The organism is Pandoraea anapnoica (assembly GCF_902459765.1).
Lineage (GTDB): Bacteria > Pseudomonadota > Gammaproteobacteria > Burkholderiales > Burkholderiaceae > Pandoraea > Pandoraea anapnoica.
The window spans coordinates 603,120-618,225 of the sequence record NZ_CABPSP010000001.1; the positions used below are offsets into that span (position 1 = coordinate 603,120).

General features: G+C 62.7%; 15 protein-coding genes. 10 read left to right on the top strand and 5 right to left on the bottom strand.

The genetic code is table 11. The annotated features are described in order from the left end of the window. Window positions 1–62 precede the first annotated feature (62 nt). Window positions 63–1,007 (top strand): NAD(P)H-dependent flavin oxidoreductase, encoded by a 945-nt coding sequence (locus PAN31117_RS02840; protein WP_150736833.1) that lies wholly within the window; start codon window positions 63–65, stop codon window positions 1,005–1,007. Window positions 1,008–1,079: 72 nt separating this feature from the next. Next, window positions 1,080–1,988, top strand: a complete 909-nt coding sequence (gene yddG, locus PAN31117_RS02845; protein WP_150736834.1) for an aromatic amino acid DMT transporter YddG — start codon at window positions 1,080–1,082, stop codon at window positions 1,986–1,988. 15 nt (window positions 1,989–2,003) lie between these two features. Here yddG and PAN31117_RS02850 read toward each other — a convergent pair whose 3' ends face one another. The 3 genes from PAN31117_RS02850 to PAN31117_RS02860 all read right to left on the bottom strand — a co-directional run bounded on the left by PAN31117_RS02850 (window position 2,004) and on the right by PAN31117_RS02860 (window position 5,363). Beyond that, window positions 2,004–3,119: an alkene reductase gene (locus tag PAN31117_RS02850; protein ID WP_150736835.1), complete on the bottom strand. Its 1,116-nt coding sequence runs from the start codon at window positions 3,117–3,119 to the stop codon at window positions 2,004–2,006. A 73-nt stretch (window positions 3,120–3,192) separates the two neighbouring features. Next, window positions 3,193–4,002 carry a 2,5-didehydrogluconate reductase DkgB gene (dkgB, locus tag PAN31117_RS02855; protein ID WP_150736836.1) on the bottom strand — a complete coding sequence of 270 codons (810 nt, stop codon included), beginning with the start codon at window positions 4,000–4,002 and terminating at the stop codon, window positions 3,193–3,195. Window positions 4,003–4,157: 155 nt separating this feature from the next. Then, window positions 4,158–5,363: an MFS transporter gene (locus PAN31117_RS02860; protein WP_150736837.1), complete on the bottom strand. Its 1,206-nt coding sequence runs from the start codon at window positions 5,361–5,363 to the stop codon at window positions 4,158–4,160. A 102-nt stretch (window positions 5,364–5,465) separates the two neighbouring features. Between PAN31117_RS02860 and PAN31117_RS02865 the strand changes: the two genes are divergently transcribed. The 5 genes from PAN31117_RS02865 to PAN31117_RS02885 all read left to right on the top strand — a co-directional run bounded on the left by PAN31117_RS02865 (window position 5,466) and on the right by PAN31117_RS02885 (window position 9,822). Beyond that, window positions 5,466–6,392: a LysR family transcriptional regulator gene (locus PAN31117_RS02865; RefSeq protein ID WP_150736838.1), complete on the top strand. Its 927-nt coding sequence runs from the start codon at window positions 5,466–5,468 to the stop codon at window positions 6,390–6,392. Between the two features lie 147 nt (window positions 6,393–6,539). Further along, complete coding sequence (locus PAN31117_RS02870) at window positions 6,540–6,998, top strand: GNAT family N-acetyltransferase (RefSeq protein ID WP_150736839.1); 459 nt, start codon at window positions 6,540–6,542, stop codon at window positions 6,996–6,998. Continuing rightward, window positions 6,995–7,588: an FMN-dependent NADH-azoreductase gene (locus PAN31117_RS02875; RefSeq protein ID WP_150736840.1), complete on the top strand. Its 594-nt coding sequence runs from the start codon at window positions 6,995–6,997 to the stop codon at window positions 7,586–7,588. Before PAN31117_RS02870 ends, PAN31117_RS02875 begins: the two co-directional genes overlap by 4 nt. Before the next feature lie 164 nt (window positions 7,589–7,752). Then, window positions 7,753–8,559: a phosphodiesterase gene (locus PAN31117_RS02880; protein ID WP_150736841.1), complete on the top strand. Its 807-nt coding sequence runs from the start codon at window positions 7,753–7,755 to the stop codon at window positions 8,557–8,559. Window positions 8,560–8,691: 132 nt separating this feature from the next. Continuing rightward, window positions 8,692–9,822, top strand: a complete 1,131-nt coding sequence (locus PAN31117_RS02885; RefSeq protein ID WP_150736842.1) for an aminotransferase class V-fold PLP-dependent enzyme — start codon at window positions 8,692–8,694, stop codon at window positions 9,820–9,822. 93 nt (window positions 9,823–9,915) lie between these two features. Here the strand turns inward: PAN31117_RS02885 and PAN31117_RS02890 are convergent, their stop codons facing one another. Both PAN31117_RS02890 and PAN31117_RS02895 read right to left on the bottom strand, forming a co-directional pair. Beyond that, window positions 9,916–11,394 carry an amino acid permease gene (locus PAN31117_RS02890; protein WP_370855719.1) on the bottom strand — a complete coding sequence of 493 codons (1,479 nt, stop codon included), beginning with the start codon at window positions 11,392–11,394 and terminating at the stop codon, window positions 9,916–9,918. Between the two features lie 530 nt (window positions 11,395–11,924). Beyond that, window positions 11,925–12,440: a fasciclin domain-containing protein gene (locus PAN31117_RS02895; protein ID WP_246188893.1), complete on the bottom strand. Its 516-nt coding sequence runs from the start codon at window positions 12,438–12,440 to the stop codon at window positions 11,925–11,927. A 422-nt stretch (window positions 12,441–12,862) separates the two neighbouring features. Here PAN31117_RS02895 and PAN31117_RS02900 point away from each other — a divergent pair, with 422 nt between their 5' ends. Genes PAN31117_RS02900 through PAN31117_RS02910 form a run of 3 tightly spaced genes read left to right on the top strand, consistent with a single transcriptional unit; the run spans window position 12,863 to window position 15,089 of the window. Next, complete coding sequence (locus PAN31117_RS02900) at window positions 12,863–13,405, top strand: sigma-70 family RNA polymerase sigma factor (RefSeq protein WP_246188877.1); 543 nt, start codon at window positions 12,863–12,865, stop codon at window positions 13,403–13,405. After that, window positions 13,402–14,148, top strand: coding sequence for an anti-sigma factor (locus tag PAN31117_RS02905; protein WP_150736845.1), 747 nt, complete (start codon window positions 13,402–13,404; stop codon window positions 14,146–14,148). Before PAN31117_RS02900 ends, PAN31117_RS02905 begins: the two co-directional genes overlap by 4 nt. A gap of 50 nt (window positions 14,149–14,198) precedes the next feature. Further along, on the top strand, window positions 14,199–15,089 hold the full coding sequence (locus tag PAN31117_RS02910) for a LysR family transcriptional regulator (RefSeq protein WP_150736846.1): 891 nt from the start codon (window positions 14,199–14,201) through the stop codon (window positions 15,087–15,089). The last annotated feature ends 17 nt before the right edge of the window (window positions 15,090–15,106 follow it).

Genomic DNA, 15,106 nt, shown 5'->3' on the forward strand with positions numbered 1-15,106 from the left:
ATGTCCCTTAGATTGACGAGCATCGTCAATGCGCGTCCGCGCGGTATTTCGAGGGACTTTTCATGCTTCAGACCCGCCTCACTCGGCTGTTGAATATCAAATATCCCATCATCCAGGCCGGGATGAGCTGGGCGTCGTCCAACGCGGCGCTGCCGATTGCCGTCTCGAATGCGGGCGGGCTCGGCGTGATCGCCGCAGGTCCGATGTATCTCGATGCCTTTCGCGACACCGTGCGCGAAGTAAAGTCCGCCACCGACGGTGCGTTCGCCGTCAACATTCCCTTGTACCGCCCGCAGGCCGAGCAGTTTCTCGACGTCATCGAAGAGGAAGGCGTGCCGGTGGTGATTGCGTCGCAGGGCGGCCCGAAAGCGCATCTCGAACGCTTTCAGTCGCGCGGCGTTCGCTGGATTCACGTGGTCTCGACCATGCCCCACGCGCGCAAAGCAGCGGATGCGGGCGTGGACGCCCTCGTCGTCGTGGGCGCAGAGGCAGGTGGGCATCCGCCGGTGAACGGTGTGAGCACGCTTGTGGCCGTACGTCGGGCGATCGTCGAATTCGATCTGCCGATCGTGGCTGGCGGTGGCGTGGCGGATGGCTATGGTGTGGCGGCGTTGCTGGCACTCGGTGCGGATGCCGTGCAACTCGGCACGCGGTTTCTTGCGACGCGCGAGGCGGGCGTGCATGAGAACTACAAGCGCGTGGTGCTCGATACCGATATCGACGGTACGACACTCGTCGGCGTGCGTGGCCTTCCCGTTCGCATGACGCGCAATCAATTCGCAGAGCGCGTGTTGCTGGCCGACAAGGAAGAGCCGGACGCGGCTGCGTACGATGCGCTGTTCAAGTCCAGTTCGCTCAAACAGGCGGCGCTCGATGGCGACGTTGAGTGGGGCAAGGTCGAACTCGGTCAGTCGGCCGGGCTGATCGGCGATCTGCCTGCAGCGGCGGATGTCTTGGCGCGGCTGGTGGAGGAGTGCGAGAGCGCGGTACGTCGGTTGGTGGGGTGAGCGTCGCACGACGCCATGCGTTTCGTATAATCCTGCGCTGGCCACTTACCTTCCATCGACGCAGGCAACCGCATGAACAGCAGGAACAAGGCGACACTCATTGGACTGAGCGCGGTGGTGCTCTGGGCGTCGATTGTGGCGCTGATTCGCGGCGTGAGCGAAAGCTTGGGTGCGACGGGTGGCGCTGCGGCGATCTACTCGGTGGCGTCGCTGTTCCTCGTTCTGACGGTCGGCTTCCCGAAACTCAGCACGTTCCCGCGTCGCTATCTGGTGTGGGGCGGTTTGCTGTTCGTCGCGTATGAACTGTGTCTGTCGCTGTCCATCGGCTACGCGAATACGGCGCGTCAGGCGATTGAGGTCGGTATGGTGAATTACCTGTGGCCGACGTTCACACTCGTTTGCGCCATTCTCTTCAACAAGCAGCGCGCGAACTGGCTGGTCGTGCCCGGTTTTGTGTTGTCTATGCTTGGCATCTGCTGGGTGCTTGGCGGCGATCAGGGGCTCGATCTGCCCGGCATGCTCGTCAACATTGCCGATAACCCGTTGAGCTATGGACTGGCGTTTGTCGGCGCGATTATCTGGGCGGCGTATTGCACGGTGACGGCGCGCATCGCCGAGGGCAAGAATGGCGTGACGCCGTTCTTCATGCTCGTGGCCGTCGCGCTCTGGATCAAGTATTTCGCCGGTGGCGGTGGTGCGATGTCGCTGGACCTGCACTCGGGCGTTTATCTCGTGCTGGCCGCCGCCGCGATGGGCTTCGGTTACGCGGCGTGGAACGTGGGTATCCTGCGCGGCAATGTGACGATCCTCGTCGGCGCGTCGTATTTCATCCCCGTACTGTCTGCGGCGCTCGCCGCATTGCTGTTGCACACGCCGCTGTCCGCGCCCTTCTGGCAGGGCGCGTGCATGGTCTGCGGCGGGTCGATCCTCTGCTGGCGGGCGACACGCGCGGGGAAGGCGCGCGTCGCTACGTCATCATGACGTCCGCCAGTCAGCTCAGGCCGCTTCTTTGACCATCACTGGATAGTCCGTCAGGCCGCGCGCACCGCCACCGAACAACGTGTCGCGATGATGCAAGGCCAGCGGTGCACCGACGCGCAGGCGCTCCGTCAGGTCCGGATTGGCCACGAACGGACGGCCGAAGCCGATGAGATCGGCCCATCCCTCCGAGACGGCTTCACGCGCGCGCTCCGCCGTGTAGCCGCCTGCGTAAATCAGCAAGCCCGGGTACACCGCACGTAACTTCAGCTTGAATTCCACCGGCATCACCGGCGCATCGTCCCAGTCTGCTTCTGCAATGTGGACGTAGCCGACGCCCAACTCACCCAGCAACTTCGCCGCTGCGAGGTAGGTCGTTTCCGGATCGGCGTCGACGCAGCCGTTGAGCGTGGTCAGCGGGGCGAGACGGATGCCGACGCGCTTCGCATCGCCCACGCCCTCGGTCAGTGCTTCGGTCACTTCGCGCAGGAAGCGCAGACGGTTTTCCAGCGAGCCGCCGTAGGCGTCAGTCCGCGCGTTGGCATTCGAGTCAATGAACTGGTTCACGAGATAGCCATTGGCGCCGTGCAATTCCACGCCGTCGAAACCCGCTTCGATGGCGTTGCGGGCCGCCGCGCGGTACTGATCGACGATCTCACCGATTTCCTTGATGCTCAGCGCGCGCGGTGCCGATGCCTGCACGAAGCCGGGCGTCGTGCCGTCTTCGCCAGCGATGAAGACGTTCACCCCTTCGGCCTGAATCGGCGACGACGACACGGGCTGACGGCCACCGAGCAGGCTCGTGTGGCTCAGTCGGCCCACGTGCCACAATTGCGCGAACATATGACCGCCAGCGGCATGCACGGCTTCTGTCACGGTGCGCCAGCCGTCGACCTGTGCTGGCGAATGAATGCCGGGCGTCCACGCATAGCCTTTGCCGAGCGGCGCGATGTACGTGCCTTCGCTGACGATCAGACCGGCACCGGCGCGTTGCGCGTAGTACTCGGCCATCAGGGCGTTGGGGATATCGCCGGGCTGGCTCGCACGCGAGCGGGTCATGGGCGGCATCACGATACGGTTCGGCAGCGTGATCGCGCCGAGTTGCAGCGGTTGAAACAGAGGATCCTGAGTCATGATGAGTGCGGTGTTGTCGTCGCGGCGCTTAGGACGCGACGTGAGGGTTGGATCGTGGGGATGACCGGCGCGATCAATCGTCCCACTTGGCGGCGAGTCCGTCCGGGCTGACTTCGCGGCCGTTGCGGTCGAGCGCGGCGATCTGCGCCATGTCGTTGTCCGTCAGACGCAGTGTTTGTGCCAGCAGATTGCTCGCCAGATTTTCACGCTTGGTCGACGACGGAATCACCGAGAAGCCGCGTTGCAGCGCCCAGGCGAGCACCACTTGCGCGGGCGTGGCCTGATGCCGTTGTGCGATCTTGCCAATCACGGCGTCGCCCAGCACCTTGCCGTAAGCGAGCGTCATGTACGACGTGACGTGAATGCCCTGTTCCTCAAGGAAACCCACGAGTTTCGGGTTTTGCAGATACGGGCTCAGTTCGATCTGGTTCGTCGCGATGGCGTCTTTGCCCACGGCGGCCATCGCCTGCTTCGTCAACTCGATGTTGAAGTTCGAGATGCCGATCTGACGCGTCAGACCTTTGGCCTTCGCGTCCGCCAGCGCAGTCATGAACTCGTCGAGCGACACGCCATTGTCCGGCGCGGGCCAGTGGATCAGCGTGAGGTCGACGTAGTCGGTGCGCAGCTTCGTGAGGCTGTCTTCGAGGCTCGCGGCGAGCTTGCCCTTGGCATAGTTCTCGACCCAGATTTTCGTGGTGAGGAACAGATCGTCGCGAGCGACGCCGGACTCGGCAATCGCCTGACCGACTTCGGCTTCGTTGCCATAGATCTGCGCGGTGTCCACAGCGCGATAGCCAAGTTCAAGGCCGGTACGCACTGAATCGATGACAACCTGGTCCTTGAGGCGGAACGTACCGAGACCGAAAGCGGGAATGTGGCTCATCGTGAGCTCCTTAATCTATTGGGTGACGAAAAACGTGCTGCTGTGTGTTGTGACGTGTTGCGAATGACGACCATTCTGGCGGCGCTGACTGATGAAATAAACGCCGTCAGAGGTCAATCATTTTTGAATTCGAATCGAGGGCGCGAAACCGGCGCTCAGTTCCCGACGGTCTGCATCGGCGTGCGGTGCATCGCCATTTGCAGCAGCACCAGCAAGAGGCCCGATCCGGCAATCAACGCCCCGACGATAGGCACCGCTGTGTAGCCATAGCCGGCGGAAATCACGGCGCCACCGGCGGCAGCCCCCACGGCGTTACCGAGGTTGAAGGCCCCGACGTTGACCGACGACGCGAGTCCCGGCGCTTCGGAGGCGGCGCGCATCACCCGCATTTGCAGCGGAGGCACGAGGGCGAACGTTGCGATACCCCAGACCACGACCGCGAGGGCGGTGCCGATATGCGTGCGGGCCAGGATGGGGAAGGCGAGCATGATCGCGACGAGCAGCACCAGAAAGACGATCAGACTGGTGTTGATCGATCGGTCGGCGAGTTTGCCGCCCGCGATGTTGCCGACTGAGAAGCCGACGCCCACCAGCACGAGCATCGCGGTGACGAAGCCGGGCGATGCGCCAGTGATGGTTTGCAGCGTCGGTGCGATGTACGTGTACAGGGTGAACATCGCGCCCGCACCGAGCACGGTCGTCGCCATCGCCATCAGCACGACCGGGCGGGTGAGCACCGACAACTCGCGGCGGATATCCGGCATGCGTCCGGCTTCGCCCTTGGGCAGCGCGAAGCGCAGCGTGAGCATGGTGATCAGGCCGAGTCCGGCCGTCGCGGCGAACGACATGCGCCAGCCGATGGTTTGGCCTAGCCACGTAGCGGCAGGTACCCCGCCGATATTCGCAATCGTCAGCCCCATGAACATGGTGGCGACCGCGCTGGCCTGCTTCTCTCGCGGCACCACGCTGGCGGCGACGATCGAGCCCAGCCCGAAGAACGCGCCGTGGTTCAGGCTCGTCACGAGACGGGCAAGCAGCAGCGTCGTGTAGTTCGCCGAGACTGCCGAGAGCAGGTTGCCGATGGTGAAGATGGCCATCAGCGCGATCAGTGCCGTGCGGCGCGACCAGCGCGACATGATGAGCGTCATGATGGGCGCGCCGATCATCACGCCGAGGGCGTAAGTCGTAATCAGCATGCCCGCCGTCGGGATCGAGACGTGGACGCCCTCGGCAATCACGGGGAGCAGGCCCATCGGCGAAAACTCCGTCGTGCCGATGCTGAACGCGCCGATGGCCAGGGCCAGAAGCGACAGCGTGGCGTGCGCCGACGATGTCGAGGTTTGGGGGGAGGACTGGTTCATGACGGGAATTCCCGGGTCGGTGAAGTTGAACGGCAGTCTGCGCGCTTTACTTTTGCAGAAAAAGTAGCCTATAAACGAAATTATTTTGATTTCAAATCAACAATGAAGATCACGCTCGACGAACTGCAAGCCTTTGTGGCCGTAGTGGATACGGGGTCGATCACGGCGGCGGCCCAGCAACTGGACCTGACGGTGTCGGCCACCAGCCGGACATTGGGGCGGCTCGAAGAGAAATTGAAGACGACGCTGCTGCGCCGCACGACCCGTCGGCTGGAGCTGACGGAGGAGGGCAACGCGTTCTTGCTGAACGCGCGCGCCATCATCGATTCGGTCGAGAGCGCGGAAGAGCAGATGGTCACGCGACGCGAAAAACCGTCCGGCCGACTGCGTGTCGATGCCGCGACACCGTTCATGTTGCACGTGATCGTGCCGCTGGTGCCGGGCTATCGTGAGCGTTATCCCGAGGTGGAGCTTGAGCTCAACAGCAACGAAGGCTTCATCGATTTGCTGGAGCGCCGCACGGATGTGGCCATCCGCATCGGCCGCCTGAAGGATTCGACGCTGCATAGCCGACTCATCGGTAACAGCCGCACACGCATGTTCGCGAGTCCGGCTTATCTGGAAAAGCACGGACATCCGCGCCGCGTGGAGGATCTGGCGAAGCACACGCTGCTTGGTTTCTCGCAACCGGAATCGCTGAACGTGTGGCCGATTCTTGGCGCAGATGGCGAGCCCTATCGGATCGAGCCGGATGTGATGTCGTCGAGCGGCGAGACGCTTCGGCAACTCGCGCTGGAGGGGGCAGGCATCGTGTGCCTGTCCGATTTCATGACGGCGCGTGACTGTGAGGCGGGCCGTCTCGCGCCAGTGCTGGCGCGTCAGGCGCAGGACGTGCGTCAGCCGATTCACGCCGTGTACTACCGCAACACCGCGATCTCGGCGCGCATCGCGTCGTTCGTCGATTATCTGGTGGCGGAGCTTCGCGCGCAGATGGCGTCGGGGCAAGCGAAAGGATGGGTGGCGCAGTGAATCAGTGTGCAGTGATGTGGGGGATGTCACTGCGGCACCGCTGTGCGCCAAGGACGTGTCTTGTCCCGGATGTTTCGACAGTTCTTGTCTCTGGTTCGGCGCAAACCCGATAGATAGAGTCCTGAGTGAACGACTATCGGAGAGACCATGAACACGTTGCTTACTTTCTATCACCTTGAGACCCGGGGCGCGGTGTGCGCAGCCTTTCCCATCATGAAAGAACTTCGCCCGCATCTTGCGAGCGCCGAGGCGTTCGCAGATCAGGTGGAGGCTCAGCGCAACGAGTCGTACCGCTTGTTGGGAGCGTTCGACGGCGAGCGTTTGCTCGGACTGGCAGGCTACCGTCACGTGACGAACCTGCTATACGGCCGGTTCGTCTATGTCGACGATCTCGTCGTGGCGGCCGACAACAAGCGCGGCGGCGTGGGATCGCAACTGCTAAGCGAGGTGAAGGCGATTGCGCGCGAGGCTGGGTGTGCCAATTTCGTGCTGGATACCGGGCTGCACATGGCGCTTGCGCAACGTTTCTACTTCCGCAATGGTCTGCTCGCGAAGGGCATGCATTTCACGGAAACATTGACGACGTCGGGGCAGGTGGGTCGATGAGAAGCCTTCTGCTCAACGCGAGTCCTCACGGCCCGGCCAGCCGCTCATTCGGCATGGCCCAGACATTTTTGGAAAACAACGCCCGGCGCTATGGCGATGGCCCGGTGATCGTTCGCGATCTGGTCGCGTCGCCCTTGCCGCCGATCTCGGTCGACTACGCGATGGCCATCACGTCGAGGGAGCCGGATCCGACCCATTTCGTCTTGTCAGAGCAACTGATCGAAGAGATTGAGACCACGTCGTTTCTCGCGATTGCCACACCGATGCATAACTTCACGGTGCCGGCGGCGCTCAAGTTGTGGATCGACTACGTGTTGCGCATCGGGCGCACGTTTGCGAACACGCCCGAAGGCAAAGTGGGATTGTTGAAGGACCGGCCGACCATTGTCATCATCGGGTCCGGCGGCTTTCACACCGGCGAGAATGCGCGTCAGCCGGACTTTCTCACGCCGTACCTCCGGCACGCGCTGGGCTGCATCGGCATCAAGGATGTGACGTTCTTCCCCATGCAGGGCATGGTCATGCCGCCGCAGGCCGAGCAGGCGATGCTCGACTGCGAACGGGATCTGAGCCGTTATCTCGAACGGTAAGACGAGGGGAGCGGTCTCACGAGCGTTTCGCGACGCGGGAAGCTCATCCCGGTGTTGAGCGCGCGGGTACGATGGCAGCCGTCTGTCACACGCTATTCTTGCGCGACGGGCATTGTTGGCCCATTCCTACGACACCTGTTCCTCCCCCGGGAAAGCGTATCCGCATGGCAAAGTTCATTCACATCACCGACACCCATCTCGTCACGCCGGGCGAACCGTTGTACGGGCTCGATCCCTACGCACGGCTGGTCGCGTGCATCGACGACATTATCGAGAATCACACGGACGCGCAGTGCTGTGTCATCACTGGTGATCTGACGCATCGCGGCGAAGCGTCGGGCTATGCCGCGTTGCGCGAGCAACTCGAGCGCCTGCCGTTCCCCGTCTTCCCGCTGATGGGCAACCATGATCTGCGCTCGGCGTTCACCGGATCGTTCCCGGATCGTTTGCGCGACGCAGACGGTTTCGTGCAGGGCCGCTTCGATCTGGGCGACGGCACGCTGCTGATGCTCGATACGCTGGACGAAGGCCAACATGGCGGGCTGTACTGCGAATCTCGACTGGCGTGGTTTGCGCGTGAGCTGGATGAGGCGAGAGATCGTCCGGTTTATCTGTTCATGCATCACCCGCCGTTCGACATCGGTATTCCGAGCCTCGATCACATCGGGCTCGCGAATCCAGAGGCGTTCCTGAAGTGCGTGAGCGGACACAAGAACATCCGACATCTGTTCTTCGGTCACGTCCATCGCCCGGTGTGCGGAAGTTGGCATGGCATTCCTTACTCGACGATGCGCGGCCTGAACCATCAGGTGCCGTTCGATATGCACACGGTCGACCTGGTCCGTCAGAGCCACGAGCCGCCCGCGTACGCGGTGGTGTTGCTCGCCGCCGATCAGGTGACGGTGCACTTCCACGACTATCTCGACAAGTCGGTGCTCGTGGACGAGGACGCGGGTATGCGCAGCATGTAGGTCGGAGGCAGGCGTCGGGCGGGTGTCGTGGAGAACCCTGGTCGGGCCGGGGCTTTCCATCAGGGCGCTGGCCATGGGATTTCGTTAGAATCTGTTCCAGACCGATTCACATAACTATTATCGGAGGCAGACATGCCAGGTTTACTCCCCGACGTCGATCGCGACGGCTTGCTCGAATACTCGGTCGTCTACACTGACCGCTCCGTCAATCACATGTCGCAGCGCTTTCAGGGCGTGATGCGCGATATTTCCGATGGCCTGAAGAAGGTCTACAACGCGACGTCGGTCGTTGTCGTGCCCGGCAGCGGCACCTTCGGCATGGAAGCCGTGGCGCGCCAGTTTGCGACCAATAAGAAGTGTCTGGTCATTCGCAACGGCTGGTTCAGCTTCCGCTGGTCGCAGATTTTCGACATGGGCAACATTCCGTCGGAGACGGTGGTGCTCAAGGCGCGTCCCATTCAGGAGGGACGGCAAGCGCCATTTGCGCCCGCGCCTATCCACGAAGTGGTCGCTGCTATCAAGGCAGAGAAGCCGGATCTGGTGTTTGCACCGCATGTCGAGACGGCCTCCGGCATGATGCTGCCCGACGCTTACCTTCGCGCCGTGGCCGACGCGGTGCATTCGGTCGGCGGCATGTTCGTACTCGATTGCATTGCATCGGGCACGGTGTGGGTCGATATGCAGGCGTGCGGCGTAGACGTGCTGATCAGCGCCCCGCAGAAAGGCTGGAGTGCATCGCCGTGCTGCGCGCTGGTGATGCTTGGCGCACTCGCGCGTGAGCGCATCGACAGCACCACCAGCACCAGCTTCGCGTGCGATCTTCGTCAGTGGCTTCAGATCATGGAAGCCTACGAGAAGGGCGGCTTCGCCTATCACGCCACGATGCCGACCGACAGTCTCGCCGTGCTGCGCGACGTCATCAAGGAAACCGAGGCCGACGGTCTCGAAAAGGTGCGCGACGAACAGCTCGAACTCGGCCGACGCATTCGTGCGCTGCTGGCGGAGAAGGGCTTTAAGAGCGTGGCGGCGGAAGGGTTCGAAGCGCCGGGCGTCGTCGTTTGCTACACCGACGACGACGGCATCCGCTCGGGGAAGAAGTTCGCCGAGGTGGGCGTGCAGACCGCCGCCGGTGTACCGCTGCGCTGCGACGAGCCGGAAGACTTCAAGACGTTCCGCATCGGCCTGTTCGGCCTCGACAAGCTCAACGATGTCGACGCCGCCGTGAACCGGTTCGCGAAGGCGCTGGACAGCGTGCTTAAGTAATTTGTGAAGTAGCGAATCACCGCAAGGGCGGGCTGAACATCAACAGCTTCGCCCTTGCGGAACGTCCGAATGTACGTCTGAAGTGCCAGCCTTTCAGGCCGTCTCCCCAACCGATTGCCCATCCGTCGAGTACGTGCGGACGCGCATTTGTCCGTGCGGGAAATGCATGTCGCGATACTTCACGAAATGCGACCCGCGCACCAGCCGGTAGCCCGCCCAGATCAACAAGAACAGGGGGATGCCGATGTACGTTGCCACCACGCCGCCCCAATCGATCCTGTCCTGAAGGAATGCCTCGTAGTTCTGGCCCAGCGTGATGATCAGGCACAGCATGAACGCGAAGATCGGACCGAACGGGAAGAACGGCGAGACGTAAGGCAGATTGGCCAGATCGTGGCCCTGCCGGACGTAGCCGCGACGGAAGCGATAATGGCTGATCGCAATGCCCAGCCACGCGATGAAGCCCGTCATGCCTGAGGTGTTGAGCAGCCAGATGTAGACGGCGTTGGGGCTGAATACGAACGTGAAGAAGCACAGGGCGGCGACGGCGGCCGTCGCCAGCAGCGCAGACATCGGCACCCCGTTGCGCGAGATCTTGCCGAAGATCTTCGGCGCTTTGCCGTCGCGCGCGAGGCTGTAGAGCATGCGCGTTGCGGCGTACATCCCCGAGTTGCCCGCCGAGAGCACGGAGGTCAACACCACGGCATTCATGACAGACGCTGCGCCCAGCAGTCCCGCGCGCTCGAAGATCAGCGCGAACGGGCTGACGCTGATATCGGTCACGTCATTGCGCAGTAAATGCGGGTCGGTGTACGGAATCAGCAGGCCGATCACGAGAATCGCCGCCACATAGAACAGCAGAATGCGCCAGAAGACCTGACGCACGGCGCGCGGCAGATTGCGCGCCGGATCCTTGGACTCGCCCGCTGCGATGCCGATGAGTTCGGTACCCTGGAACGAGAAGCCCACGACCATCGCTACACCGATTAGCGCTGCAAAGCCGCCAGCGAAAGGCGCGTCGCCCACCGTCCAGTTGGCCGCGCCACCGGTTTCGCCGCCGCGAATAATGCCCAGCAGCATCATCACGCCCATCGCCACGAAGGCCAGTACGGCAATCACTTTGATGAGCGCGAACCAGAATTCGGCCTCGCCGAAACCGCGTGCCGATAAGGCGTTCAGTCCGAAGGTAATCGCGAGGAAGAGAGCGCTCCAGTAGACCCCGGGAATATCGGGGAACCAGTACGCCATGACGAGTTGCGCAGCCACGAGGTCGACCGCCACAGTGACGGCCCAGTTGTACCAGTAGTTCCAGCCCAGCGCGAAGCCGAAGCCTTCGTCGACGTAGCGCGCGCCGTAGGTCGAGAAGGAACCTGACACCGGCATGGCGGCGGCCAGTTCGCCCAGACTCGTCATCAGGAAGTAGACCATGAGGCCGATCAGCACGTAACCGAGCAGCGCCCCGCCGGGGCCTGCCTGCGCGATGGTCGCGCCAGAGGCGACGAACAGGCCGGTGCCGATGGACCCGCCGACGGCGATCATCGTCAGGTGGCGCGCCGACAGGGAGCGGCGCAGTTCGGACGGTGCGGACTGGGCCGATGCGCCCGGCTCGCCGCCAGCGCGGGACGGGTCGTGTTCCGATGAAGCCAAAGTGGTGTTCCTCAAGTGCGAATAAGCGTCCCTCCGGCCCGGGTCGTCGGGCGTTTGCGCGCCTGACGAGGTTGCGCCAATCCCCGGCGTATGGACATCAGACGTCTTGTGGAAGTCCCGGGGGAGTGGCGTGCCCGGCTCGGAATCGCCGAACCGGCCAACGGAGGGGAATGCGGAGTGGGGGGATTGTACTGCGGGAGACCGGTGCGGGACTACTTTTCGCTACTGTGTGCCGCTTTGACGCAACAAATCGCCCTCTGGGGCGTGGGGCGCGACGGAATGGTGCGGTGGGGGTGGCAGGGGGCAGGGGGCGTGAGTTGAGCCATTATCGGCGTTGCTCGTGCATTCATCTCGTCATCCGAACCAACATCACCGCCCCAAGTCGAACGCGGCACCGCGCAAAATAAAAATGCGCGATGCCAGCGGCCTCACTTCCCTTTACGCCTGACGCGCGCTCAGGGCAGCAGCACCTTATCCACGACGTGAATCACGCCATTGGACTGGAACACATCGCCGATGGCGACGTTGGCGACATTGCCCTTGTCGTCGGTGACGGTCAGCCCATTACCGCTTTGCCTGACGGTCAGCGAGTCGCCTTCCACGGTCTTGAGCATCGCCTTGCCGCCGCCGCTTTTCACCATGCTCATCAGGTCTTGTGCACCCAGCTTGCCGGGGACGACGTGATAAGTCAGCACCTTGACCAGCGTGGGCTTGTTCTCCGGCTTGAGTAGTGTGTCGACGGTGCCAGCGGGAAGCGCGGCAAAGGCCTCGTTGGTCGGCGCGAAGACGGTGAACGGTCCCGGCCCGGACAGTGTGTCGACCAGGCCGCCAGCCTTCACGGCGGCGACCAGCGTGGTGTGGTCCTTCGAGTTCACGGCGTTTTCGACGATGTTCTTCGATGGGTACATCGCCGCCCCGCCCACCATGACCGTCTTTTCGCTGCCGTCCATCGACGCCGCCGTGGCGTGCATGCCCGGGAAGCAACCGGCTGCGAGAAGAACCAGCAGAAATCCACCAAATCGTTGCGTTCTCATGTCTTCACCCGTTCTATGGCGCTTCGCGAAGTGGAAGCAACGACAAATACGAGTCAATTTCGCCTGCGGATGCGAAGGAGCAAAAAGATGTTCTTGTCGTGGGGAGGACGGGCGAATGGCGGGTACCGTGCATCCGTGCGGGCTCCCCGTACGTATGTGTGGACAGGTATGCCGTTCCTTGCTCGTCGCGCGAACGGCTGGATTGTCGAAGCATCTCCCGACTGGAGGCGAAGGTGCTATATTCCGCTGAACCCCACCGCAGTGATTTTCGCGACTGCTTCACGCGCATGAACGAGTCCCGGGAAAGCGAAGATAGGCCAAGCCCAGCGTCTGCACGCCCGCCTGCGGACGAGGCAAGCATGGCTGCGCGCGAGGAGCTTGGTGCGATGCTGAGCGCCGTCGCGAACGAAGATCGCCAGGCGTTTGCTGCGCTCTATCGAAAGACGTCGGCACGGATCTTCGGTGTGATCGTGCGCATGGTGTCCGACCGTGCGGAAGCCGAGGATCTGCTGCAGGACGTCTATGTCAACGTGTGGCGGCGCGCTTCTGCATTCGACGCCACACGTGGCACGGCGATGACCTGGCTGATTACGCTGGCTCGCAACCGCGTGATCGACCGCCTGAGGCAGTCTCGCGAAGCGTCGCTCGACGAGGACCATGCCCTCAGTATTCCCGCCGACACACCCTCACCGCTGCGGATGGCGGAGGCCAGCGAAGCACGGCGTCGACTGGAACACTGTCTGCAACTTCTTCCACCACAACAACGTAACGCCGTGTGCGAGGCATTTTTCGGCGGGCTGGCTTACAGCGAGCTCGCGGAGCGTCTTGCCGTCCCGCTGGGCACTGTGAAGAGCTGGATACGTCGCAGTCTGTTGCAGCTAAAAGGGTGTCTTGAACCATGAACACGCCCGCGCACTCCGACGACGATCTGCGTTGCGCCGAGTATGTGCTCGGTGTGATGGAGGCGGACGAACGTCGCGCGCTGGAGCGGGATGCCCTGGCGAATCCGGGGGTGCAGGCGCGACTGGCGTTCTGGCAGAACCGTCTGACACCGCTGACCGAAGACTTGCCGCACGAAGCGCCACCGGATTGGGTATGGCAGCGAGTCGAGGAGGCGATCCGGCCGACGCAACCGAGTGCTACGACCCGTGCAACGCCCCATGCACCGCCGGGTGGGCTTTGGGACTCTCTGCCACTGTGGCGATGGCTGGGCATCGGCGCGAGCGTTGCCGCACTGGCGTTGCTCGCCGTGGCGCTTAGGTTCGCGTTGCCGGGGGGCGCACCGACGCAATCCGCCTCGCTCAACTACCGCGTGGCGACCATCGCCCGGCAGGATGGCGTTGCCCACTGGACTGCGACCCTCGCGTCGCAGCAGGATCAACTTCTTATCGTCCCCGCGACACGGCCAACGATTGCCGAGAACAAAGTAACCGAGCTGTGGCTGGTACAGGGCGATGCCAAACCCGTCCCGCTCGGCGTTTTCGATCCCGCGCAACCGGTAACGATCCCGCTTTCTCGCACGAATGCCGCCGCGTTGCGCGGTGCTGCTGCCATTCTCGCTGTCTCCCTCGAACCGCCGGGGGGATCCCCCACCGGGCAACCCACCGGCCCGGTCATCGCGACAGGGGCGCTCCACCCGGCTTGATGACGTAAAATCCCGGCATCGTAACGACATATGAATTTTGCTCATCCATCATGCTTGACCGTATCCATTTGTCCATCGTTCAGGAGGTGGAGAAGCAAGGTTCGCTGACCGCCGCCGCAGGCGTCCTGCATGTGACGCAATCGGCGCTCAGCCACAGCATGAAGAAGTTGGAGCAGCAGCTGGGCACCAACATCTGGTTGCGCGAAGGCCGGAGTCTGCGTCTGACGCAGGCCGGTCAATATTTGCTGGCGGTGGCCAACCGAGTGCTACCGCAGCTGGATCTGGCCGAGGAGCGCTTGCAGCAGTTCGCGCAAGGTGAGCGAGGCTCGCTGCGCATTGGCATGGAATGCCACCCTTGCTACCAGTGGTTGCTCAAAGTCGTGTCGCCCTATCTGGCCGCATGGCCGGACGTCGATGTCGACGTCAAACAGAAATTCCAGTTCGGTGGCATCGGTGCGCTGTTCGGTTACGAGATCGATCTGCTGGTCACGCCCGATCCGTTGGACAAACCCGGGCTCGTTTTTGAGCCGGTGTTCGATTACGAACAGGTGCTGGTCGTTGCCAGCAACCACAAGCTGGCCAATGAGGCATACATCAAGCCTAAGCACTTGACCAACGAGGTACTGGTGGTCTATCCGGTGCCGGTGGACCGTCTGGATATCTACAACATGTTTCTCACACCGGCGGGTATTACGCCGAAGCGCCATAAGCCTATCGAAACCACCGACATCATGATGCAGATGGTCGCGAGCGGCCGGGGCGTGGCGGCGCTACCTCGCTGGCTCGTGCTGGAGTATGCGGACAAGATGGATGTGGTGCCCGTCCGGCTGGGCAAGAACGGTATCGCCAAGCACATCTATCTGGGCGCTCGCGAAGCCGATATGGGGACCGATTATCTGCGCGCCTTTATCGAGCTGGCGAAGAAGCCCGCGAAAGTCTGACGTTTCGTTGCAGCGAT